Origin of the sequence: Candidatus Palauibacter sp. (assembly GCF_965216145.1) — a bacterium.
Taxonomy (GTDB): Bacteria; Gemmatimonadota; Gemmatimonadetes; order Palauibacterales; family Palauibacteraceae; genus Palauibacter.
Map to the genome: position 1 here is coordinate 4,131,706 of NZ_OZ244149.1, position 23,800 is coordinate 4,155,505.

Sequence of the window (23,800 nt, forward strand, 5' to 3'; positions counted from 1 at the left end):
AGCGCAAGCACGACCAGGCATTCCCGCGCGTCAGGTCCGAACGGCTGGCGTCGCCGGGTCACGGCTCTCGTCCCGGCCGAGATCACCCTGCCTTTCATCCCCCTTCGGCCGGAGGCACCGCGGGGCGCAGTCCCCACCGCAGGGCCAGGGACATCGTGTTTTCTCGCTTGGCGTCGGCTCCGCCCAGCACGTCTGAGAACCCCCGATGCATGAGCATATCGATCCCGATGGAGTTGCCACCCGAGAGGCGATGGGAGAGTCCGACCCCCATCATGAGTCCGACATGAGATGAAGCGGGATGGCGCTCTGTACGGGACGCGCGGCAAGCTGGAGCCGCCGCCCGTGGCACCGCACCCGAGACCTCACACCCTGAGCGAAGCGCAAACCACGGCCCCGCCTGTACGATCGTTGACCACCGCCCGCTATCGTCGCCGCCCCAGCGCAGGGTGCGCTGCACGGGGAGGGCGATTTGTACGTAGTCCATCGAGACGCCGCCGCTGACCTCCATGTCCTGTACCCTGGTCGTGACATCGGCGCTCTTGCTCACGCGGAACACCCCTGGCCGCAGGGCCAGGGTCTCACTCAGGGGCAGCCCGAAGTCCATCCCGACCAAGGTCGTGCTCCTGGATGCCGCAGTTGGACCACCCATGGTACGGCTGTTGACCGCGGTACCCACTCGGAACGCAACGTCCTGTGCTGTCAGAGGTGCGGCGATCAGAATGAGGCTTGCGAGGGTGAAGACCTTGCGCATGGAGACGGCTCCTTCCCGTGGGTTCTGGCCCTTCAGGTCCGCTTCGACGTGTCGCGAACGCCGTTCATACCCCCGCGTGCGTAGACGGGTCCTCTGTCAGGCCCGCAACCGCGCCAGGGAGCAGCACCGGAGGCGTTCAACCACAGAAATCAACCGTCGGTGAAGGCGGGGCGGCTCCAAACTGATGTCGATGTCGATGCGCCTGTTCGCCGTCAAGCCATCCCGGGTGCGACGCGGTCGCCGAGCGTGTCGCTGATCCATTGATTCAGACTCTTCCCTTCGGCGGCGGCGGCGGCGGCGACGTTCGCGTGCAGCTCGGACGGGATGCGCACGTTGAACCTCCCGGAGTACCGGCGTCCGGGCTCGACGCCGTCCTCCTCGCACATCTCGAGAAACACCCTGAGCGATGCCGCGCCTTCCCTCCTGAGACCGGAAACGTCGCGGGCGTAGAAGTCCGCGCCGCCGTTCAGGCCGACGAACTCGCCCCGGAACATCTCGATGTCGGGGTCGAACTGGACGATGGCCCGGTAGCCGTCGATCTCCATCGTGTTTCTCACGGCTCCACTCCGTTCTCTCTCAGCCACTACGCCGCCTACAGGTGCTTCGGCCGCAGAGGCCGGGCGGCGGTCGCGACGATGGCCCCGGCGAGACGGGAACGGTGACAGTCCCCGGAATCCCGTTCGTAGCAGGTGATCGCCACGCGTTCTCCGGCGTCGATCCATCCGGCGATTCTGGACACGGCGTCCCGGCATTGAGGCAGGGTCGTGGTTTCGTACCGAGCAAAGAGCCGCTCGTACGCCGCCCGGTCGCCGAGGTTGGCGCGTGCCTCGGATTCGATGCCGAGTTCCCGGAACAGCTCATACCGGATGCCAAGCTCGTCGCAGCCTTGCGAGAGGAGTCGCTTCGAGAATCCCCACTTGCGACTGAGCGGGTTCCGGCGCACGTCGCAGAGGCGCGAGATTCCAGACCGGAGGAGTTCGTTGAAGTAGGCTTCGTAGCTTCGTCCCTCGTAACCGATCGTCGCGAGAAGGCCGCCCTTTCGCCTGCCTGTGTTTCGGGCAGCTTCGTCGCGGTCGTGATGGGTAACCGGCGGTCGGCGTTTCCCGCCGGCTCCAACATCGCCGCCTCGGCTCCGGAGACGAGCCGCGAAAACGGATACGTCGCGGTTCTTGAGATTACCGGCGAGCCGATGGCCTTCCGGCGTGAGATGCCAAGCACCGGAGACGAGGATACCACGGGACGCGAGTTTGTCCCGGTCGGCTACGGCGGTGAAGGAACGCGGCCCGTGCTCGTCGGCGATGAAGTCATATGGCGGATCGATGCCGCGCTGCCGACACCGGCGACCGTAGTCGAAGAGGAGCCGCTGGACATCGCTCTCACTCATCTTCCCTCCGAAGGTGCGCAGGAGAGAGAGAAGGACGCGTTGACGATGAAATAGCCGGGGGATTGCCGCACCGACTTCCTCACCCATGCCGCAGGTGGCCTCGGGACCTGGATGCACTCCGAACTCGAGCGCCGCGACGAGGGGACGGCGGTGCATACAGGAGCGGGAACGGAAATCGGCCAGGGGTTGTGAGCATGGCGAGCAACCTAGCCAAACGACAGTTGCGGTTCCACTTCCGCGGTCATTCCGGCGCGGCCTATACGGCGACCTCGATCTTACGGATCACCATGCCGGCGGCATTCTCGACGGCCACTTCCATGTACTCGCGGACCGCATCCGCGATGTTCGCGAGGGCTTCCTCCTCCGTCGTCCCCTGGGACGCACAACCCGGAAGGCCTGGAACCCAGACGGAGAATCCCTCTTCGGACTCTTGAAGCGCCACCCGGTACTTCATCTTCCACCTCCAGGTTCATCCGGATCCAGGGCCGTCAACGAACGGTTCAATTTCCTAACAGACATCCGCGCACTCGCCCGAGGGCACCGTCACTTCCAGGGAGGCGTCCCGGAAGACACCCAGGATGGTACCGCAGGCCGCCGTGGCGAGTGCCACCGCCAGCGCTGCCCAGCGCACCGTGTTCATCCGACTTTTGTCCTTACGTGACGGGCTCCTCATGGGGAAACCGACGGACCCACGTGCCGGGGATCCAACCATGTGGCGGATCGAAGAGACTTTCGCAGGCCTCGCCCGCCGGAATGCTCAGCACCAGGTGTGTGGCCGTTTCGGCGCTGGTACACACCGGTGGACCACCGGATCCGTTTCACAGCGTGCGCTCGACGCCCGACCGAGCGCTGCGTTTTGTCCAGCCCCGTATACCGGGGTACGACGCATATCGTATCTTGGCGGCAACCCGAGACCGGGGAGCTGCCCCGACCGACGCGCGACGGAACCGAAGACGACGATGGCAAGCACCAAGACGGATAGCGGCGCGACGACGGGGTACGAGGCCCGGTTGTGGGCGCTGGGCTTCGGAGGCCGGAGGCCGTGACCATCGACACCACCTTCCTGCGCCGCTGCATCGCTTCACTGGAGCGGTCGGTCGAGGGAATCGAAGCGCAGGAGGACCGCGAAGATGTCATGTACGACATCTACCGCGCCGCCTGCGTCAAGGAGTTCGAACTCGTACTCGAGCAGAGCGGAAAGTTGCTGCGGAAGCGGCTCGCCGCCTGGTTCGCCAGCAACCGCCAGGCGGACCGCCTGCACTTCAAGGATCTGTTCCGCCACGCGGCCCGCCACGACTTGATGGACTGCGAAGCGGTCGAACGGTGGCTGCACTACCGGGACAACCGCACAGACACGGCGCACGACTACGGCGAGGACTTCGCCGAAGGCACCCTGAAGCTGCTGCCGGTCTTCGTCGGCGACGCCAAGGCGCTCGCCGACATGATCGAACGAGTGGACGTTGCCTGACCGCATGCACCTGTCCGGAAGGCACCGGCGCGCTCTCGAAGCACTGCTCCGGGAACACCTGCCGGATGTCGAGGTGTGGGGCTACGGCAGCCGGGTGAACGGCCTCGGCCACGAAGGAAGCGACCTCGATCTGGTGCTGCGGGGGCCGGGGCTCGAAGAGATTCCGGCGGACCGACTGTGGGACTTCGAAGAGGCGGTGCGGGAATCCACGATTCCGTTCCTCGTCGAGGCGCGGGACTGGGCGCGGCTGCCGCAGCGGTTCCACCGGGCGATCGAAAGAGAGTATGTGGTGGTGGTAGGGGGTGACCCGGCGGTTTCCGGGGACGATGTCGAGCAGCAGGGCGACCGGGGTGCGAGAAAACGCGAGCCATGAGAGGGCCCGGGACCTCGTCTCGCATTTCGACCGGCGCGACTTACCAGAGGCTAGACGGCGCGTTTCAGCAGTTCGACGAGTTCCTCGGCGTCCAGGCGGGCGGGCGCGTCGGCCCCCTCGAGCAGGCGGTCGGCGAGGTCGCGCTTGCGGCGGTGGAGGTCGACGATCTGTTCCTCGATCGTCCCCCTGGCGACCAGTCTGTAGATGGTGACGGGCCGCGTCTGGCCGATCCTGTGCGCACGGTCGGACGCCTGATCCTCGACTGCGGGGTTCCACCACGGATCCATGTGAATCACGTAGTCGGCCGCGGTCAGGTTCACTCCCACGCCGCCGGCCCGGGTCGAGATCAGGAACGCGTCTCCGCGGCCTGCCTGGAAGGCGGCGATCCGCTTGGCCCGCGACTTCGCAGGCGTGCTTCCGTCGAGGTACTGGTAGGGGACGCCGGCCTGCTTGAGGTGCGCCTCGATCAGACGGAGGTGCCGAACGAACTGCGAGAAGACGAGCACCTTGTGGCCGTTTCGCCTCAGTTCGTCGAGGATCTCGGCGAACGCCTCCATCTTCGAGCTTGGCGGCGCCTCTCCGGGCGCCACGAGCGCCGGGTTGCAGCAGGCGAGCCGCAGCCGCGTCAGGTGGGCGAGCACCTGCATCCGCGCCTGTGCCGGCGCCGTGCCGTCTTCGGACTGGGCGGCAAGATCCTCCAGCGCGCGCTGCCGCAGCGCTTCGTACAGCGCCCCCTCTTCGGCCGACAACTCCACGTGGTGCGTGATCTCGGTGCGCGGCGGGAGGTCATCGAGCACGTCGGACTTCAGGCGCCGCAGGATGAAGGGCGCGGTCAGGCGGCGCAGCCGCGCCCGCGCGTCGGCGTCGCCATCGCGTTCGATGGGAAGGGCGAAGCGACGGCGGAACCGGTTCAGCGACCCCAGCATGCCGGGACTCAGAAAGGCGAACAGGGAGTACAGGTCGATCACGTTGTTCTGAATCGGCGTGCCCGTGGTCACGAGCCGGAACCCCGCCTTCAGCCCGCGGGCGGCGCGGGCGCGCTTCGTGGCAGGGTTCTTGATCGCCTGCGCCTCATCGAGAACGACCGTGCTCCATTCGACCGCCGCCAGCTTCTCGGCATCGACCTGCAGGACGCCATACGTCGCCACGACGAGGTCGAAGGCGCCCAGGCCCTCCAGGCGCCGCGTCCTGCCGGCGGCCGGTCCGCCGTACGTGGCGACGTTCAGCGTCGGGGCGAAGCGGCGCGCCTCATCGAGCCAGTTGGCCACGACGGAGGTGGGAGCCACGACGAGCGCCGGCCCATCCGGAGCCCGGCGCAGGAGGAGCGCGAGCGCCTGCACGGTTTTCCCCAGGCCCATGTCGTCGGCCAGGCAGGCCCCCGCCCCCAGGTCCGCGAGGCGGGCGAGCCACCTGAACCCGTCCACCTGGTAGGGACGCAGCTCGCCGCGCAGCGTGCCCGGCGTCTCCGGCTCGCCGGCCTGTGCCTCCCGCCACTTCCCGAGCCGGTCTCGCCAGGCCGCGTCGGCCGTCAGCGTCGCGCGCTCCGCCAGATCCCCGAGCGCGGGCGCCGCCAGCGGATGGAGACGCAGACCGCCGCGGAACGGAGCCGTGAACGTGCGGAGGTCGTCCAGCGCCCTCCGCAGGGCCTTGCTGAGAGCCACGTAGGCGCCGTCCTCCACTTCCAGGAAGCGCGACCCGGGGCTGCGGTCCATGAACTCGAACAGCCGCCGCAGGTCGTAGCTCGTGTCCTCGTCGAACTCGATCCCGCCCGAAGTCCGGAACCAGTCCCCCGCGGACTTGACGGAGAGACGCAGCGACGGCGTGTCGACGCGGGCCACGATCCTCAACGACTCGCCCTCGGGCCACAGCGAACGGGCCTCCGACGCCGCGAGCTGCTCCACCAGATCCAGACTCTCCGCCGCGCCGGACACCGTCATCGCGTAGTCGGGGCCCAGTCCCGCCAACGCCGGACACGCGGCCACGAGGTCCCGGGCCGCCGCAGCTTCCGCCGCCAGGTCGCGCTCGGCCCGCACCGCCTCGCCCTCGCGGTGCGCGAACACGCTCGTGCCGCCGGTCCCGGGCGTGAAGTACGCCGCCGATCCCGGGACGGGCTCCACCACGATCTCCACCGCCAGACCCGCCCCCCGCGGCGCCAACCGAACCCACGGATGGGGATCGGCCGGGACGCGCGTTCCGCCCGCCTCATCCTCCGCCTTGTCGTCCATCGTGCCCTGGACGCGGAACTCGCCGGCGAGACCGGAGACCGCGCCCACGAGCCGCTCCCTCGCCTCGACCGGCAGTTCGATGCCCTCGGCCGGGATGACGTCCATCATCTCCTTGTGGGCCGCGTCGAAGCGGGTCACTTCGTAGCGTGCGTCCCCCACCCGCTCGAAACGATAGTCGCCGCGGTCGTGCTCTCGGTGCGGGGCGATCCGCACGCGCAGCCGTCCGTCCTCTTCCTCGATGAGAAGCTCCGGGTCGCGGCGGACGAGGTCGACCCGGGCGCCATCCTCGTTGAACAGGTGCGGGTGTCCGGCGAGGGCGTAGACGCCGGCCATGCCCAGGGAGTACTGCGGTCCCCCGCGCCACGCATCGCGGGAGTGGCGAATCCCGGCCGCCACCGCACGATCCTGGTCGGTGAGGAAGTCCATGTCTCCCGCCTGCTCGGCAAGACGCTTCAGCGCCACCGCCCGGCCCTTGCTCCACTTGCCGTTCCTGCCGGCCACCTGCTGGCGGGGCTGGAAGGTCGTTTCGCCGAAGTGCCCCGACCCGAGGACCCAGACCAGGCGCGGCGCGCGCGGACTCTTCCGCTTCCCGGCCTTCCCGCGCTTCTTCCGCACGCCCTGGGCCACCTTCTCGATTTCTCTCAGCGGGTACTCCCAGTCCTCGGCGGGCTCGATCAGCGAGACGAGGGTCTCCGGGCCGAAACCCGCGCGCAATTCGGCCGCCCGCGCCGGGATCGCCGACCAGTCGTCCCCGTCCCGTTCGTACAGACGGTCGATCCGGCCGAGGACCGCGAAACACTCGGCCGCCAGCCACCTGTATCCGTTCGTGGCGGCCCGCCTCGCGAACTCGAGGAGGGCCTCCGCCCGCTCTTCCTCCTCGAACACCTCGAAGCTGTCCAGCCAGCAGCTCAGCAGACCTTCGAACAGGCGCAGGATGAAAGGGGGCGCGCCGTCCGGCGTCGCCCACACGCCCTCGCCGCTCCGCACCGCGGCCGCATCCATCACGAACTCCAGGAATAACGGCTGCGCATCCTGCTGCTGGCCGATGCGCAGGAATCGTTCGAGCGACGCCGTGTTGCCGGGGGTGTCGGCGCGCACCAGGGCAAGGAGCGAGAGCGTGAAGGCGCGCAGGGGCGGGAAGACGTTGCGCTTCCGGGTGCCCGCCTTCTCGGCGGCGACGGCCTCCGCGATGAAGCGGGCCGCCTCCTCGTCGTCGCCGCGCAGCATCGCGATGAGGGCGCGCGTCGCCGCCCGGCCCGTCCTCGCCGGCTTCGCGTCGCGCGCCGCGGCCGGAAGCTCGTCGAACACCGCGAGCGCATCCTCCGGCCGTCCCTCCAGCACCCGGATCAACGCGATGTCCGCCGCGTGCCGGGCCGGGTCGCGCGAGCACTCGCGCCAGGCCTTCACGGCCAGCTCGGACGGAAACGCGAGATCGATGACCAGGCCGAGCCAACCGGCCAGCGCCTCCTCCACATATGGCGGCGGGAGCCGCCACAGCAGCTGCCCCGCCCCGGGGTAGGCGAGCCAGCGCCAATCCCGGTACTCCGGTTCGCCCAGATCGTGGGCGAGCGCGTCGAAGCGGCCCGCGACGACGTGGCAGCGGAGCCGCATGATGTCCCCGCCCTCGGCTACGCGCGGAAACCGTCCGGCGACCGCCGGCGTGAACTGCCGCTCGATCCGCTCCAGGTTGCCCGCCTCGAACGCGGCGATCGTCAGGCGGGGCGCCCAGGCCGGCACCGCGGACAGCCCGGTATTGGGGCCGGGCCGGTACACGATCCCCGCCTCGTGCACCTCTTTGGTCGCGGCCATGAACTCCGTCTGCGTGAACGCGCGGTCGCGCCGGGAGAACCGCGCGTGATACAGGAGGGTGGCCACGTTCCGACGGCCGAGGTCGTGCGGACTCACCACGCCGTACGCCTGGGCCGCCAGCCGCCCCGCCGGCGACAGCCCCTCGTAGGCGTCGGTGGGGCGGTCCGCCTCGGAATCGGCGATGCCCAGCGAGCGTTGCGTTTCGTCGGAAGGTTGGGGAGTCATCGGGGCGTGCTATTCGCTTCTTCCGGGATCGGTCGACATCAAACCACGGGGTGGCAAGACTCGCACCGCCGCCGGCCCGGGGCAAACCGCCACGTCACGCCGCCCAAGCCACCGCCTTCGCTTGGTCCAGAGCCTCGGATGGCGTTGGACCCACAGCATGACGTCCCGATAGGCGCTCACCACCGCGCCGCTGGACACGGGGAGGAAGAATTCGTCCGGGATTTCGTCCTTCACCCACAGGACGAGATCCTCCTCATCGTGGCCGCGAGTAGTTCGCTGCGAACCCTGTCGACGCTGAAGACTCGACCCTCCCGGCTGTGATGCACGACGCTCTTCCAGAAGCCCAGGTAGCCGAGCGGCGTATGGGTGACCCTGGCCAGCTTCTCCGGCTGCTTCAGCGCCCCTGTGTCGGCCTATGCCAATTGAAAGTGTGATGCGCGCTGGTCGCGACCGGCGAAGCAGCCTTACCCGATCGCGAACACGAGCCCGCTCTGGAAGGTCACTTGCCGGTTCCTGTTCCCCGCATCGTCGATTTCGGAGAGACCCATGGCGTAGATCAGCTCGAACCCCAGACCGAGCGAATCTGACAGCTTCACCTCGAACCCCGCGCCAAAGGCGAGTCCGAAGTCGCTTGACGTGACCTCGCTGACCCCGTCCTCCCCGCATGCCACTCCCGTGTCCGCCGCCATCCTGGTCCGCCCCGAAGGCACGCGGTTGGGAATCCCTGGAGGGACGGGAGGGCGGGTGTTCTGCGTCTCGTGTGTCGTCACGGCCACGTTGCACGAGAGGTTGAAGGCCAGGTAGGGCCCGGCGAGGAGGCCGAAGTTGAGACTCCCCTCCTGGGCGTCGGCGCTCAGGCGAAGCAGCGTGGAGAATTGCAGGTAGTCCAGCTCGGCCATCGCCTCGGCGAGCGTCCTGCCCACTGTGATCGACGGCGGCACATCCGCGCCGCCGCCCTTCTGGGCCAGCCCCATGCCGATGCGTACACCCAGGCCGCCGCTCAGCGGGATCCCCGCGTCGATCCCCGACACGATTCCGTATCTGGTTTCCTTGAACGCGGATGCCCTTCGTGCTACCGATTCATCCCCGGACAGGGTTGCGGCGCCGATTCCGCCCCTGAGGCCGATGGTCGTCTGCGCGCCGAGCGGCGCGGCCGCGAGCGTGAGGACCAGGGCCACGACGCCGGTGGCGGCGAGCGCGGAACAACGACCTGCGGACATGGCGTCTCCCTCCATGCGGATGCGATTCGTTTGCGGCCAACCGGCGGCCCTTCCACTCCCCATTCTCGAAGCTCGTCGACCCGCGGTAAAGCACCTGGACGCGATTCGGGTCTCGCCGTGCGGATTCCCGAGCTTCCTCGTGCTCCGCGCCAACGTACGCGAGCAGGAGGTCCGGCGCCCCGCGGATCAGCTGCCACGGCCTGTGGCGGGATCCCGCCACGGTCCTCGGTTACCCGCGGGGGTCCACCTCGACGGAACCGGCCACGACGTGGCAGGCTCCTCCTAACGCGGAAGTACAAAGTGAGTCACAATGGTGTCGGGAGGCACCGGCGTACGTCGCGGGATCAGGAATGCTACCGTTCTTCGAACTCTATTCCCATTCCGCATGTCATCGCGACTCCTTGCTGCCCACAGATGCAGACACCCACGATCCGCTACGACCGACCCCCGGTGAACATTCTCGTATGCACCTTGCGAGTCGGTAGTTCCCGTGCGACTAATCCGGTACTGCTCACAATCCCAACTAAACAGGATATGAGATTCCATGTAGCCTTCGGATACAGGTTCGCCGTCAGCGGTCTTCAGGGTCCCCATCACATGATACGCCACCTGCCTGAAGTGAGTCGGCGCCGGGTAAGACGGTGTCGGAGTACGGACCGGACGGGCATCGACACCGGGCAACACGACATCCACGATCGCGGGGTCGGTTGGGATCAGGGGATCATTTGGCCCATCGATTGTAATCTCGACGGAATCTGCCGACACCGCTTCCAGACCGGATTCCTCCGGGGGCGTGAATTCCAGAAAAAGCAGGGCATCGCACGGAGCGCCGAACACGGGATTGCTCACCCGAGCACGATACAGACCGTCCGGAAAAGTGAACCTTGCACGAACCTCGCCGGCTATGAACCCGCATGGCCTCTCCGACCCGCGACGCCATGCCCATCCATTCACTCTGACGGCGCTTACGGGACGTCCCGTGGAGTCCGTCACCATCCCGCCGATGTGCAGAAAACTGTACCGGACAGGTTCAGGCTCAGGGTCGGGGTCGGAGGGGGGTGGGGGATCCACGGACCCTCCGTCACAACCCATCCCGCTCAAGATACAGCCCGTCAACAGCAACGTCCGGATCCGCATTTCAACCCCTTGCCAAGCGAGTCGCCAGCACGCCTCTCTGCCGCCAGCCAACCATCGCCACCGCTCTCGTACACGCTCGTGGGCAACTGGGTTCGTCGCCCGCCGTCGGCACTACCCGCATTCGCCCGTATCGCGACACTTGGGCCATGCGCTCCGGCTGAGGGCGACGGTCACAGGGGCTGGCGCGCGGGTGACCTGGACATCGAGCGACGCTTCGGTCGCGACGGTCGATGCTTCGGGGCTCGTGACGGGAGTCGCCGACGGAACCGCCACGATCACCGCATCGAGCGGAACCGTCCAGGGATCCGCGGAGATCAGGGTGGCGACCGCCGAATGGGTGACCCTCGCGACGTTCTACCACGCGACGGATGGCCCGAATTGGACGCTTCGCCACCTCTGGCTGACCGAGGCCCCGCTGGACAGGTGGTACGGAGTCACCGCCGACGAGCATGGCCGGGTCGTACGGTTGGCACTTCGCGGGAACGGGCTGACCGGCTTCATTCCTCCGGAGCTCGGCAACCTCGCGGCTCTAGATCACCGGTCGCACGCCAAGCGGCGACGTGCTCTTCTCGTTCAGCTTCGCCATGCCCGACGTGGCCGATGGCGACGGGAGTTCGTCATTCGCCTTCGCGATACCGGCGCAGGGCGATTGGGCGGAGAACCTCGCCGGCGTGACGCTGACGGGTCCGGGCGGCAGCGCCACCCTGGACCGAGGCACGAACCAGCCGATGGTCATCCTGCGCGATCAAGGCACCGGCGCGGTACGCGGGATCCTGCGCGACCCGGCCGCGGAAGTGCGGGATCCGTCGATCGCAGCCGAATCCGGTCTCGAAGTGCTGTTCAGCCGCGGCATCCCGGCCAGGTCGGAATGGCGGTAACAGGGTTCACCCCATCACGAACACGAACCCGCTCTGCACGGCCAGGTGACGGTTCCTGGTTCCGTCATCGTCGATACGGGAGAGACCCATGGCGTAGATCATGTCGAATGCCAGGCCGAGTGAATCGTACAGTTTTATCTCGACCCCTGCCCCAAAGGCCAGCCCGAAGTCGGTGGACCTGAAGTCGGTGCCCTCGGCCTCGGTGCACGGCGTTCCCAGGTCCTGGCGAACGGTGCTCTGCCAGGCAAGTCCTGATCCGGGCGGAGGATGATTTATCCTCACCGCCACGGCACACGAGTGGTTCACGGCCAGGTAGGGCCCGGCGAGGACGCCTATGTTGAGAAGCCCCCGCTCGGCGTCCGTACTCGCGCGGAGAAGCGTGGAGAGTTGCAGGTAGTCCAGCTCGGCCATCGCATCGAGGAACGACCTGCCCACCGTGATCGACCGCGGCGCATCCGTGCTGCCGCCCTTCTGGGCCAGCCCCAGGCCGATGCGTACATCGAGGATGCCGCTCAGCGGGATCCCCACGTCGATCCCCGATACGACCCCGGATCTGGATTCCCAGAGTCCGGCTCCGCCTTCTGGGCCCGGCCCGTCCCGGGACATGGTTGCGGTGCTGATGCCGCCCCTGAGGCCGATGGTCGTCTGCGCGGCGAGCGGCGCCGCGGCGAGGGCGAGGAGCAGGGCTACCACAGGAACCTTCATCGTGTCGTTCACCAGGGTTGTTGCTGCTGGTCGCCCAGCTGCCGTGCCGCCAGAACACGGAGATGGTCGCGAATCGCTTGCTCGCTCGGCGTGGTGCGGCGCCTGCACTCCGCACTCCACATGAACCCATGGATCGCGGAGAATGCGAGGGCGCCAGCGCTAACGGCAGAGGTGACGCGGTAGGCGGTGTAAGTGTTGTCCGATTCGAACTCATCACGCGATTGCCCATAGATCCCTGCAGCGACTGCAAGGGAGTTCAATCCGAAGGCGCCATCGATGAGGGGAGCGGCAGCGCTACGGGTGCAGTCGCCACGCGCGACCGGTCCCTCGGCCTGGGGCGGTCTCGTCATGAACCGGAATTATACGCGTGTCTTGACACGCGGTTCAGGGACGTAACAAACCAACCTATTGCTGACATAATTGCCAAGAATACTTGATAGGGCGTCTATCACACTACCCATTCCAACCTTTCTTCTTCCCCCGTAAATCCTCGTGGATTAAACTCATACTTTCTTGCTTCCCTTATTGATCCTTGAGACGAAAATGACGCCATCACGAACATCCACTGAAGGCCCCATTGAGCAGGGGCGTCCTTCACCTTAAGAGCTTCAGGTGTAGGAATACCTAACCTTCTCATTTCAAGAACTAACGTTAGCCGTGCGTTAACCAACTCGGCGGAATCCGCCATAAATTGGCCATCGTTGAGTATATCTGGTTCAGTCCGATACTCCCGAAGGTAATCGAGCATCCTCGGTTCAAGTGCGCGGAATTGCGCCCGCTTGGATACTCTCTTGTGAATCGAGCCCCAACCCTCTTGTTTGGTAATCGTCACGACAAGAGCTAAACAGCCAACGAACAGTAAGTATACAATCCTCCCAAAAACCGATTCCGGCAAAAAGGTCAACAACACATCACCAAGTTGATCCATTACCCATCACTTTCCGTGCGAGGCGTAAACAGCAGCCGACGACCAACCCTGCCAGTCGCTACATGCACCATCCTACGTATCCTCCAGTTCGTCACGTCGTGCCTCGATGATCGCCGCCACCTTCGGGTTCTGCGGACGCATTAGCGCCAGCGCCACGTCCGACATGCGCGCCGTACCATAACGCGGGTTCACCGCCTCCACGTCGAACATCTCCTCATCTACTGAGTCACCGTCCATCAACGACGGCAAATTCTTGCGCTTCTTCTTTCGTTCCGTCATGGCTGTCTTGCTCCCTTTCCCCTTCACCTCAATATCCCTTGCTGTCTCAGCCTCGCTATCAACTCCGCTTGCATTCCCGTACCCTTCGTCGAGTTACAAGAGCCACACAAGAGTTGAAGATTACCGGCATGATCCGTGCCTTCCTTCACGCGAGGCACGATATGATCTACCTGTAGGTTGCGGTACTCGAAGTGAACTCCACAGCCTTTGCAGTGCCCCTGCTGTTGGCCGTACAACGTGCCCTTGTACTCCTTGATCTTGACCTCATCGCCCAAGTCCGTCCTGCGAGGGATATCAGTACGATCAATGATCTGCCCGAAAAGTCCATGCGTATCACGCAACCGCCTCTCCACCAGCTTCACCGCCAATTCGGACAGGTCGATACCGGCCCACACCCGTTCACCTACCGTCTCAGCGGCCACGAGTGTTGTTGCACACCCGCAGAACGGGTCTAGTATCACATCTCCATCATTACTCGAAGCCCGAATGATCCGTTCCAGTAAGGCAATGGGCTTCTGAGTGGGATAACCGACGTATTGTTTCTTCTGCCTCGCCGCAATCGCTAGGCCATTACCCTTCTGCTGCGCCCACCAAGATTCAGGAACCTTGCCAGCTTCGGCTAAATCGTAGGTTTCCGCAACAAAGCCCGATCCTGTCAACCCCGGCTTGAAGTTGTCCCTTGTCTTGTCATGGTGCCTTATCCGTACCGCATCCGCGTTGAAGCACCACTCGTCCGACACGGAGTACCAGTAAATCGTATCGTGCTTCCGGTTGAACTGCCGCATGTTCGGCGAGCCCGGCCCCGTGTAACACCACACAATCTCATTACGAAGATTCTTGTAACCAAAAACGGAGTCCAATAATACACGGACGTAGGAATTCGCCTTGTAATCACAATGCAGGTAGATCGATCCCGTGGGTTTGAGTACACGCTTCAACTCCAGCAACCTCACGGCCATCATGATGAGATACGACTTCATGCCGTCACCATGTACCATACCTGCGGTGCCGATGGTAGCGTAAAGGCCGGGGTGGCGTTCCTCGATCTCGTCGTGCCACGCTTCGTCAACGTCATCCAGCGTCCACGTATCCTTGAAGGCCGCTCCCGCCGCCTCAGAGCCTATCGGGGCGGCGTAGTCTCGGTTGGAGTTGAACGGCGGGTCAAGGTAAATCAAATCTACGCACCCCGAGTTGATGCCCCGAAGCACGTCCAAATTGTCGCCCGTCCAAACCGTCCGGTTGGCGAAGTTAGGTTCTGACATCTACACTCCTGAACGAGGCTGCTGCATTCAGCGGAAGACCCGACATGCGGGCTTCCGCACGGCATGATGTCACCGCCATGCTAGCCTCGTAACAACCCAACGGCAACCGGACCCGGTTGACGAGCACCAACATCGATGCTACCCTCCACGACGACACCATTTTCACCTTAGAGCAGGGCTTTCAGGCCATGACCAAGATCGACATTGACCCAAAAGACATGTACGTGAATTCTCTCTACATAAGTTGCAATAACTCATCTGCAATTTACGACATCGACGTTGATGTCAACGTAAACGACCAACCAATGACATTCGAGTTTCGATCAGGAAACACTGAACCGTTTATGACACAGCTTCGGTCAATGATTGCTGAGCTAGCACGTCAGCAAGAATAACTACGTTCTTACAACCACGGTAGCGTTCGACCCAATAAGATGCCGTTCCCGGTGTAATAATCAGGGGGTACGGCTTTCCGCGTGCTGCCGCATCCTCAAAAATCTGGTCCGTAATCTTCTTGTACTTATTCATCATCTCACACCTTCCTGTTCCCATTACCAATGCGTCTAGCAACTCGCTAACCGTCCGACCTAACCAAGTCGCGGTAGATCAACTGCCGACCAACCATACCGGCCAAAACGTGCTGCATCTGCTCCAACGTGTCCATGTCACGTACATTGTGACGCCCGGCAAACTGGCTCACATAGCGCTGAAGGTGCTTTACCGAAAACTGGTGGTAAACACCCTTATGGGCACGCTTGAGCGTCGCCCAAAAACTCTCCACGCCGTTGACGTGTGCCATGCCGCGTACATACTCGCCCGCACTATGCGTCACGCTTTCCCTGTTCTCCAAGCCGTCGTACCCGCGAGCCTCGTCCGTATAAAGCTTCGCGCCCGGCTTGCGGTACGACTCCACGAAGTCATGTAGACTCGCCTTTGTCGTATCGTTCAGTACCCGCACCGCAATTCGGTTCGTCTTGCGGTCCTTCATCCCCGCCACGGGCGTCATGTGGGCCGCGCCGCCCTGGCCGATGCCTTCCTTCGACTTGCCGCGCTTGTGCTTCTTTCTGCCACCCACATGTGTCTCGTCCACTTCCACCGGACCCTCAAACTCGTGCGCCACATCCATGAACGCTTCCCGGATGCGGTGCAGCATGTACCATGCCGTCGCCTGCCTTACCTTTAGGTCGCGGTGTAGCTTCATACTGGATACACCCTTGAGGCTCGTCATCTCCAAGTATATCGCCCACGCCCACAGCCGAAGCGGCAGCTTCGAGTCCTGCATCGGCGTGTTCGTCTTCAAGCTGAAGTAGTCCTTGCAATCGCGGCACCGATACGGCATCGGCTTGCCGCTCTTCACCCGATAAGCGTTCACGCTGCCGCACTTCAAGCATACCGGCTGCCGATCCGGCCAAAGCCACTGCTCGAACCAGTCAATCGCCTTCTCTTCCGTGGCGAACATCTCGGCCATCTCGATCACGCTCACGCCCTCGCGATGTGACCGGCCCGGTGCCTGTCCGCCGTCTCCGTTTCCCTTCTTGCCCTTCGCCATTGTCTCCGTTAGCTCCGTGTGTGTTCAACGTTTTCCTACCCACACATTGAAGCTAACGGACACCTAACGGGCTGTCAAGTCAGGCGTATAATTCCGTCATGAACAGCATGGAGCAAGCGCTCGAGAGCGGGGCGATGACGAGGATGGTGGCCAGTGCGGAACGACGACCTGCGGACATGGCGTCTCCCTTTCTACGGATGCGATCCAGTTGTTGTGAAACGACAGAGGTTACGTCCGGGTGGACAGCTCCCCCAAATAGACGACCGAACCTCGAGGCACGTCACGCTTCGATCACGCCACGCCCCGGCTTGATACATGGCGCCCGGAATGGCAATTCTCATGCCATGGAAACTACCATCGACAAAGCAGGCCGCCTGGTGGTCCCCAAGGCCGTTCGCGACGCTTCGATCCGCCGGGCATGCCGAATCCATCCCTCGAACCCCACCGTAGAATCTGACGGATCTCATCCCTCGACACCTCGGAGGACGTGAGCACCATGGGCAGGTGGTTGTGCAGGTGGTCGCCGAAGTACTGGCCCAAATGGTACAGGATTGTGTTCAGTTGCTGCGTGGCGAACCTTGGCCCCGACGACTTCGACGACGACTGACTCCGCTCAGCGCCACGCGCCGCGACGGCCGCGAACCGCCACTGCGACGTAGCGGACCGCCTCCTGCTGGATCACGGGTTCGCCGCGGGAAGCACCACGTTCACGATGAGAGTGTCGGCGGCTGCCGCGGGATCCCGGGAATCATGGAACCGCACGTCCATGACGTTGAACGAGTAGGGCATCGCGGAGCCTTCACGACGCGTGATCGTCAGACTCAGGCAGTCGCGCTCCTCGTAGGCACCCACACGCAGATTTGACACGTATTTCCCGTCCGGAAACGTGAGCGCCGTGCGAGGGCGGCTGGTCGCTGTCCTGCAGGCAGAGGACTCCTCCGGGTCAGTCCCTCCTGTACCGATTCCCACTATCGCATTCGACACCGGTTCCAGTGAAGAATCGACCACCGTTCCCGACACCACGCGGACATAGGTAGGAGGCGGACACGACGAAGTCGCGACATCCACCGTCGACGCTGACGGTCGGTTCGCCAGCTCCAGGCATGTAAGACCATCCGTCTCCGTAGGCCCTTCACAGGCGACGATTGCCAGAAGTGCCAGGCATTTGACTCCCCGCCTCTCACCCATCGGACAAGACCATGTCGACCACCATCGTGTCCGGGGGAATCGCGTCACCATGCGGCGGGACGAGGAAGGCGACGCGCGTGATTCCCCTGGCGAAATCCGGATGCCGTACGTCGACCATCAGGCAACCTCGGACCATTTCCGTGTGGCGTACGATCGGTACGTCGTACCGGCCCTCGGCATCCGTCTCGACGTGGAGTGGAGTATGACGATCCCAGCCGCAATCGAAGCCGAACAGCACACCGGCCCGGACCCAGGCGCCAACCACCGGCTGGCCGGCGGACATCGTGACGATACCCGTGACATGAATCCGGACGGGGGGTGTTCTGGGCGGCAACTCATAGGGGGGCTCTGACTCGCCACATCCGACCACGGTCCCGACCAGGGTCAGCGCAAGGCAGCCAACGAGGACGCGAGCCCGCTCACCCATCGTCAACTGCGGCATGAGGGTCTCACTTTTCCCGTCGCTGAAGGATCTCCTGCGGAGGCGACTGGTACTCGGGGTGGCCGACGTTGTTCCCGGCCGTCGGGTTCACCCGCAAAGTTCGCATCCTGCCCTCCTACGAATCCGATTCAGGCGGCAGCACGACGTTCACCTTGAGCGTATCCGTCTTGAGCGTCGGATCATTTACGTCGTAGAATGTCACCCGTAAGCTATCGATCGAGACGGTGCCCAAGCCGGAGCTCTCCGGTGGCGTAACGGTCAGGAACAGACAGCCCCCAAAGGTTCCTCCAGGGCGGCGGTGCCATCTCGCCACATATTGCCCTTCCACACCGGTCGATGCCTCCAATTCCCCGGAAGCAAATGCGCACTGCCTGCGGACCTCATCCATGGCACCGTATCCAGTCACAGACGCACCAACAACCGGGTTGCCGGAAGAATCCGCGACCGTACCGGATACCCACAACAAGCTCGGCCCGAATAGACTCGGAAGCGGAGGAGCCGGAGGAATGGCAATAACAAAAGACTCTGACGACAGTTCGTCGGACTTATCCAGCACACCGTCACAGGCAGTTGCCAACAAGACAGCGCACGCCCCCGCGCATACGACTCCACGTTTGCCGTGTCCAAGCAGTCTCATGTTACCCTTCGTTCAACACGACATTGACGACCACAGTATCCGGAGGTAGCGGATCTTCAACACTCCGCAGCATCACATCAGAGAGAAATGCGCGCCCCAGCAGGTCGCCTTTCGTAGCAAACACACGGACACATCCTCGACCCAACCGGCCGTCCTCACCCCACTTATTGAAATACACTCCCTTCGAATCCGTGAGCCCGCCCGTTACCAGCCAGGTGAAGTCACATTCCACTCTATGCGAGTCAGCCGATACGTCTACCACAACCAACGCGTCCTCCACCGGCTGACCCGCAATGTTCGTCACGATGCCGGTCACATAGAGTCTCGCCAAGTATGGCGCCGGGACGGGAGGATCGGGAGGCTTGGGCTCAGGACGAGTAGTTGCCAGCTCTGGCCCGCAGCCACTCATGCTCATTGCCAGTCCTGCCAGCAATCGATATCCCATGCGAGCCCGCTCAGTTCTCACACAATCAACCGCGTCATCGTCCCCTCCCGTTCGAGACCCCGTGTAATCGTCGGTCGTACCGACCCGGGTTCCGAATGTTCCACCCCTGGGGCTGCCTGCGACCAGCCTTGATAGGAGAAGCTGGGGCGCGCGATTCGAGGTCCCGCAGCGTGGGCACCGAACCATGATCGGTGCCAGCCCAGGCTTGAGGAACCCGGATCGAGACGCGGCGTTTGCTGCAGCGTCAGCCAACCTCCTCTTCACCACCTCTGAGCCGGAAGCGCTGGATCTTCCCGGTCGCCGTCTTCGGGAGTTCCGCCACGAACCGGATCCAGCGTGGGTACATGTACCGCGGGAGCTCCTCCTTGCAATGCGCGACAAGTTCGGCCGTGAGCGCGTCGGCGGCCGGTTCGGCGCCCACCGTCTCCTTCAGTGGATCGCTGAGGACCACATGCGCCTCCGGCTTGACCAGACCGTGATCGTCCTCGCGGCCCACGACCGCCGCCTCCAGCACCGATGGGTGTTCCATGAGGCGGGCCTCGATGTCGAACGGGGAGCACCAGATCCCCCCCACCTTGATCATGTCGTCCGCGCGGCCCTGGTAGTGGAACCAACCCTCCGCGTCGCACACGTATTGGTCGCCCGTGCGGAGCCACCCGTCCACGATCGTGCGTCCCTCGAGTTCGGGACGGTTCCAGTAGCCGGGGGTCGTCGAGTCGCCGCGGATCTCGAGCTGTCCCGCCGCGCCCGGCCCGGCCTCGGCCCCGTCCTCGCCCAGGATCCGCACCTCGTAGCCGGGCACGACCCGCCCCGTGCTCCCGGGCTTCACCTCTCCCGGCGCGTTCGAGATGAAGATGTGGAGCGCCTCGGTGGAGCCGATCCCGTCCAGGATCTCGAGCCCCGTCGCCGCCTCCCAGCGCCGGAACAGGTCCGGAGGCAGCGCCTCGCCCGCGGAGACGCACAGCCGCAGCGAACCCAGATCGGGACCGCCCTCCCCCGCCGGACCGCCGCTGGCGCCGCTGAAGCTGGCCGTCCCCGCCAGGTCCAGCGCCTGGAGCTGGGCCGCGTAGAGCGTCGGGACGCCGAAGTAGGCCGTCGGACGCAGCGTCTCGATCGTCTCGAACGTGGTGGCGGGCGTCGGACGCCGCGCGTCGAGGATGGCGGTGCCCCCCACCCACAGCGGGAAGGTCATCGCGTTCCCGAGCCCGTACGCGAAGAAGAGCTTCGCCGCGGAGTAGCAGCGGTCGTCCTCGCCCAGCCCGAGGATTCCGACCGCGTAGTGCTCGCACGTGGCCGGCATGTCGCGGTGGCGGTGCGGCACCCCCTTGGGACGCCCCGTCGTGCCGGAGGAGTAGAGCCAGAACGCGATGTCCTCCGGCCGCGCCGGCGCCGCCTCCAGCTCCGGAGAGGCCGCGGCCACGTCGTCGAGCACCCCGTCCCCCGCCTCGAGCACGAGACCGCGGGCCCCCGTGCGCGCGGCCGCCAGCCCCGGCACGACCTCCGCCGCGAACTCCGGCGAGTAGACGACGGCCCGGCACTCGGAGTCGGCGATGATGAATGCGAGATCCCTCGCCCGCATGAGGTAGCTCACGGGTACGGGCACGATCCCGGCCTTGATCGCCCCCCAGAAGAAATGGAAGAACTCTGGACAATCCTTCACGACCATCAGCATGCGGTCGCCCGGCGCGAGCCCGAGCCCGAGGAGCGCGTTCCCCGCCTGCCCCACGCGGTGCGCCAGTTGGCCGTAGGTGATGCGCACGCCGGCCTGTTCGATGGCGACCTTGTCGCCTCGCCCCTCGGCCATGTGCCGGTCCACGTACCACCCCGCCGAGTTGAACCGCCCCCCGTACCGGAGCCGCGCGGGGGTCGTCGAACGATCGATGGTGAGTTCGGCGGGCTTCATGGCTGCCAGTCTACGGTTGGCCGTCCCAACGGGCGACGGGTAGAGTGGCGCGGATGACCCAAGACAGGATCTTCGCCGATGCAGCCCGGCTTCCCGGGCGCGCACAGCCAAGGTCTCGACGAGGGAGCGCCGAGCCCGTAGCCGAGATGTCCTACAAGTCGAGTTCACGCAGAAGCTGTTCGACGCTCATGTCGTGATGTCGGGCGATACTCTTCAGGATGCTCGACAGTGTCTTGGACCCGAATCGGATTGTGATTCGGGATCACCTCATGATGTTCACCGCCGACCTGAGTGGTAATCCGCATGTGAGAACCTCACTGACGGACGACCTCGTACCCATGGCGTCGTAGCGATGCCTGCGGGGCCGCGCCGCTTAGGTTGCGTGGCAATCTCACGCAACCAGCACCTCGTCGCGCACGAAGTGCAGGCGGATGATCCTGGGCTTGGCCATCGTCTCATCGAAATAGCAGTCAACGGCCTCCACGACGTTCAGCCGAATCTCTTCCACCGAGTCGCCCTGGGTGTGGATGCCGTGCCCCAGCGCACTGGCAGAATAGCCGCCGTCTATTTCGTCCTCTGTAACTTCGAAGATGATCTCGGTTGTGGACATCACACGCTCCCGTACTGCCGACCGGCACCGGCCTCATGGACTCCGGGTTGCAGAAGCAGCGGGCGCCCCCGCGGCAGCTTCATACCGCGATAGCTTCGTCCTTGACGAGGTGAAGCCTGATCACCCTGGGAAGGGCGTCGGTATCGAAGTGGCAGAACACGGCGTCCCTGACCATTGCCTTGAGGTCGGCCCAGTCTTCCCCCTGCGTGAAGATGCTGTGGCCGAGCGCCCGGGCGTCCTAACCGCCTTCGGCGGCTTCCGTCACCTCGAAGATGATCCCGGCTGATTTCATGGGGTGCCCCCCATCAGATCTCGGTCCTTGGAAGTTAGCGCCCCAGGGCGGCTGATGCATCGAGACCAACCTCCCCCCAACGCGTGGAGAGCGCCGTCGCCCGCCGCATCGACGCCCTGGCGGTGAAGTCAACGCATCCAGCTACCCCTAAGAAATGGGGACGGCGGCCACCCGGCCTCCGCCGAGGTCACGTAGGGACTGGCACCGCCCACGGCGCAGAGGCCGCTTACCGAGATCTCGAGCCAAACGATAACCCAGCAAGCATCGACGGGAATATCCCATATACGCCTCGGTATTCCAACCTGAAGCGGAGACTGCGCGCGATCGACAGGTCGGCACCGGCAATCAACAGTGGCGCGAGGCCGATGCCCGTCTCTTCGTGGGGCATCGTGTCTGTCCGGTATACCGTGGCCCCCAGACCCAACAACGGTTGCAGCCTGCGACCCCTGAAGAACCGACGCGTTACCGACGCTTCCCCACCCATCCTGAGTGAAGAATCCGATTGGAGTACGAGCGCGGCCGCGGAAACTCTGTACTCCCAGGCGCCGGGAGCCCATGACAGTCCGGCCAGGAAATACATCTCCTCGTAGCCCCCATCACGGTCCCACAGGTCCATTGCTACCGCGCCGTGAAATCCGACCTGCGCCTGCAGCGGGAGCGCCAGCACCAATCCCGAAAACGCGAGGATTGCCACCGAACTCTTCACCCCAGCCAAGTGCCGGTAGACGTACGACGCCGCCGCGTTGAACCACTCTCCGTGGACGTTTCGTCGTCCTTGTCCTGCTTCATTCCAAGCCACGCCACATCTCCTTAGGCTGTCGTCCGGCTCACGGGAAGGTCACGGGTTCCGCACACGGTAAACTCCCATCCGCCGCGGCGGATGAGGCAGGGTTCCCTGGCCGCCGGGACGACCACGTAGTTGCGGCCCAGAGGATAGCGCCGCCGCAGGGCCGCGACGGCGGTTCGCGTGACGTGGTCCGCGTTGATCTTGCACTCGAACGCATCCAGGCGGCCGTCCTCGCGGCGAACCACGAAGTCGACTTCCCTGCCCGACTTGTCGCGCCAATAGAAGATGTCGTCGTCCAGGTGGCGGAATCGGAGAGAGTCCAGTACGAGGTGCTCCCACAGCACCCCCCGGTCCTCCTCCCTGATCCGGCTCCAGCCCCGCTCGAACGTGACGAAACCGGTGTCGAAGGCGTAGCACTTGGGGCGGCTCACGATTTCGCCGCCGCCGCCGCCGCGGAAGGGACGCAGGAGGTGGACGGCGTGCGCGATCTCGAGAGCTTCGAGGTACGTCTTGACGGTCGGTCGGCTCAGCTCCGTGAGGCGAGAGAGACGACTGTAGTCGACCTGTCCCCCGCTCCATCTCAGCAGAAGTCGGAACAGCGACAGGAACCCCTGGCGGTTCCGGACCCGGAACAGTTCCAGGATGTCGCGCGCGTAGAAGCTGTCGATCCACTCCGCGCACAACCGCACCGACTTCGTCTCCGCCAGCAGCGGTTCCGGCAGCCCGCCGTGGAGCAGCCGGTGATCGAAATCCGCGCGCCCGAACGGTTCGGCGCACTCCTCCCACAGCACCGGGCACAGGTGGACCGCCACCTTCCGGCCGGCCAGCGAGTCCCGGAACTTCCCGGTGGCCGCGAGCGTGGACGATCCCGTGGCCAGGATCTTGAGCGTTGGGTACTCGTCGGCCGCGATCTTCAGGAGAAGGCTGGGATCCGGCAGACGGTGTACCTCGTCCACGACGAGGACAGTTCCCGGTGTGAGCCCGCCGAGGAAGAGTTCGGGGTCGTCGAGTCTCCGGACGGTGGAAGGAAGATCGCAGTTCAGGTAGACGGCATCCGGCACCATCCGGGCGAGGGTCGTCTTCCCGACCCGTCGCACACCGGACAGCCACACCAAGGGCCTTTCGGCCCACGCTCGCCGGATTCTCTCCAGCCACATGGGACGCTGAACCATAAGCCTATTTTACATTTATCGTACCAAATAGCAAATACAGAAGCGCGGAGAGGAGGGGTTACATTGCGCCGGATGAGGGCGATAGGTGAGCGTCCCGTATCTGTGAGGTTCTCTCATCGCCCTGACTCAGT

The 23,800-nt window shown here is 64.7% G+C and carries 23 protein-coding genes and 2 pseudogenes; 4 read left to right on the forward strand and 21 right to left on the reverse strand.

Annotation, left to right across the window (positions count from 1 at the left end):
- Positions 1-94: 94 nt before the first annotated feature.
- The 5 genes from ACOOHF_RS17825 to ACOOHF_RS17845 all read right to left on the reverse strand — a co-directional run bounded on the left by ACOOHF_RS17825 (position 95) and on the right by ACOOHF_RS17845 (position 2,775).
- The gene (locus ACOOHF_RS17825) at positions 95-604 is read right to left on the reverse strand and encodes a hypothetical protein (protein ID WP_420462753.1); all 510 of its coding nucleotides are present in this window, start codon (positions 602-604) and stop codon (positions 95-97) included.
- 359 nt (positions 605-963) lie between these two features.
- Positions 964-1,308 (reverse strand): type II toxin-antitoxin system HicB family antitoxin, encoded by a 345-nt coding sequence (locus tag ACOOHF_RS17830; protein WP_420462754.1) that lies wholly within the window; start codon positions 1,306-1,308, stop codon positions 964-966.
- Between the two features lie 35 nt (positions 1,309-1,343).
- The gene (locus tag ACOOHF_RS17835; protein WP_420462755.1) at positions 1,344-2,291 is read right to left on the reverse strand and encodes a DUF488 family protein; all 948 of its coding nucleotides are present in this window, start codon (positions 2,289-2,291) and stop codon (positions 1,344-1,346) included.
- A 100-nt stretch (positions 2,292-2,391) separates the two neighbouring features.
- Positions 2,392-2,589, reverse strand: coding sequence for a type II toxin-antitoxin system HicB family antitoxin (locus tag ACOOHF_RS17840; RefSeq protein WP_419936805.1), 198 nt, complete (start codon positions 2,587-2,589; stop codon positions 2,392-2,394).
- Between the two features lie 54 nt (positions 2,590-2,643).
- Positions 2,644-2,775 (reverse strand): hypothetical protein, encoded by a 132-nt coding sequence (locus ACOOHF_RS17845; protein ID WP_419936804.1) that lies wholly within the window; start codon positions 2,773-2,775, stop codon positions 2,644-2,646.
- A 402-nt stretch (positions 2,776-3,177) separates the two neighbouring features.
- Here ACOOHF_RS17845 and ACOOHF_RS17850 point away from each other — a divergent pair, with 402 nt between their 5' ends.
- The gene (locus tag ACOOHF_RS17850; RefSeq protein ID WP_420462756.1) at positions 3,178-3,603 is read left to right on the forward strand and encodes a nucleotidyltransferase substrate binding protein; all 426 of its coding nucleotides are present in this window, start codon (positions 3,178-3,180) and stop codon (positions 3,601-3,603) included.
- Positions 3,596-3,976, forward strand: coding sequence for a nucleotidyltransferase domain-containing protein (locus ACOOHF_RS17855; RefSeq protein ID WP_420462757.1), 381 nt, complete (start codon positions 3,596-3,598; stop codon positions 3,974-3,976). Before ACOOHF_RS17850 ends, ACOOHF_RS17855 begins: the two co-directional genes overlap by 8 nt.
- Before the next feature lie 50 nt (positions 3,977-4,026).
- On the opposite strand, the gene ACOOHF_RS17860 is transcribed toward ACOOHF_RS17855, so the two are convergent.
- Positions 4,027-8,235: an SNF2-related protein gene (locus ACOOHF_RS17860; protein ID WP_420462758.1), complete on the reverse strand. Its 4,209-nt coding sequence runs from the start codon at positions 8,233-8,235 to the stop codon at positions 4,027-4,029.
- 464 nt (positions 8,236-8,699) lie between these two features.
- Positions 8,700-9,455: a porin family protein gene (locus ACOOHF_RS17865; RefSeq protein WP_420462759.1), complete on the reverse strand. Its 756-nt coding sequence runs from the start codon at positions 9,453-9,455 to the stop codon at positions 8,700-8,702.
- 1,003 nt (positions 9,456-10,458) lie between these two features.
- Here ACOOHF_RS17865 and ACOOHF_RS17870 point away from each other — a divergent pair.
- Positions 10,459-10,896: pseudogene (locus ACOOHF_RS17870) on the forward strand (Ig-like domain-containing protein); the annotation flags it as partial.
- 256 nt (positions 10,897-11,152) lie between these two features.
- Positions 11,153-11,470 (forward strand): hypothetical protein, encoded by a 318-nt coding sequence (locus ACOOHF_RS17875; protein WP_419936799.1) that lies wholly within the window; start codon positions 11,153-11,155, stop codon positions 11,468-11,470.
- Positions 11,471-11,476: 6 nt separating this feature from the next.
- On the opposite strand, the gene ACOOHF_RS17880 is transcribed toward ACOOHF_RS17875, so the two are convergent.
- The 14 genes and pseudogenes from ACOOHF_RS17880 to ACOOHF_RS17945 form a co-directional block, all read right to left on the reverse strand.
- Complete coding sequence (locus tag ACOOHF_RS17880; RefSeq protein WP_420462760.1) at positions 11,477-12,175, reverse strand: porin family protein; 699 nt, start codon at positions 12,173-12,175, stop codon at positions 11,477-11,479.
- A 448-nt stretch (positions 12,176-12,623) separates the two neighbouring features.
- On the reverse strand, positions 12,624-13,103 hold the full coding sequence (locus ACOOHF_RS17885) for a hypothetical protein (protein WP_420462761.1): 480 nt from the start codon (positions 13,101-13,103) through the stop codon (positions 12,624-12,626).
- Positions 13,104-13,175: 72 nt separating this feature from the next.
- Positions 13,176-13,382: a hypothetical protein gene (locus tag ACOOHF_RS17890; RefSeq protein WP_420462762.1), complete on the reverse strand. Its 207-nt coding sequence runs from the start codon at positions 13,380-13,382 to the stop codon at positions 13,176-13,178.
- A 23-nt stretch (positions 13,383-13,405) separates the two neighbouring features.
- Positions 13,406-14,644, reverse strand: coding sequence for a DNA methyltransferase (locus tag ACOOHF_RS17895; protein ID WP_420462763.1), 1,239 nt, complete (start codon positions 14,642-14,644; stop codon positions 13,406-13,408).
- Positions 14,645-15,218: 574 nt separating this feature from the next.
- Positions 15,219-16,193 carry an IS1595 family transposase gene (locus tag ACOOHF_RS17900; protein ID WP_420462764.1) on the reverse strand — a complete coding sequence of 325 codons (975 nt, stop codon included), beginning with the start codon at positions 16,191-16,193 and terminating at the stop codon, positions 15,219-15,221.
- A 678-nt stretch (positions 16,194-16,871) separates the two neighbouring features.
- Positions 16,872-17,060, reverse strand: coding sequence for a hypothetical protein (locus tag ACOOHF_RS17905; RefSeq protein ID WP_419936796.1), 189 nt, complete (start codon positions 17,058-17,060; stop codon positions 16,872-16,874).
- Between the two features lie 313 nt (positions 17,061-17,373).
- Positions 17,374-17,823, reverse strand: coding sequence for a hypothetical protein (locus ACOOHF_RS17910; RefSeq protein ID WP_419936795.1), 450 nt, complete (start codon positions 17,821-17,823; stop codon positions 17,374-17,376).
- 115 nt (positions 17,824-17,938) lie between these two features.
- Entirely contained in the window at positions 17,939-18,211 is a 273-nt protein-coding gene (locus tag ACOOHF_RS17915) for a hypothetical protein (protein WP_419936794.1), read from the reverse strand.
- A gap of 250 nt (positions 18,212-18,461) precedes the next feature.
- Positions 18,462-18,776, reverse strand: coding sequence for a hypothetical protein (locus ACOOHF_RS17920; protein WP_419936793.1), 315 nt, complete (start codon positions 18,774-18,776; stop codon positions 18,462-18,464).
- A 373-nt stretch (positions 18,777-19,149) separates the two neighbouring features.
- Entirely contained in the window at positions 19,150-20,808 is a 1,659-nt protein-coding gene (locus ACOOHF_RS17925; RefSeq protein WP_420462765.1) for a benzoate-CoA ligase family protein, read from the reverse strand.
- A gap of 391 nt (positions 20,809-21,199) precedes the next feature.
- Positions 21,200-21,418: a type II toxin-antitoxin system HicB family antitoxin gene (locus ACOOHF_RS17930; protein ID WP_420462766.1), complete on the reverse strand. Its 219-nt coding sequence runs from the start codon at positions 21,416-21,418 to the stop codon at positions 21,200-21,202.
- A 79-nt stretch (positions 21,419-21,497) separates the two neighbouring features.
- Positions 21,498-21,710: pseudogene (locus tag ACOOHF_RS17935) on the reverse strand (2-oxoisovalerate dehydrogenase).
- A gap of 226 nt (positions 21,711-21,936) precedes the next feature.
- Positions 21,937-22,509, reverse strand: a complete 573-nt coding sequence (locus ACOOHF_RS17940) for a hypothetical protein (protein WP_420462767.1) — start codon at positions 22,507-22,509, stop codon at positions 21,937-21,939.
- Positions 22,510-22,520: 11 nt separating this feature from the next.
- Positions 22,521-23,654, reverse strand: coding sequence for an ATP-binding protein (locus ACOOHF_RS17945; protein WP_420462768.1), 1,134 nt, complete (start codon positions 23,652-23,654; stop codon positions 22,521-22,523).
- Positions 23,655-23,800: the final 146 nt, after the last annotated feature.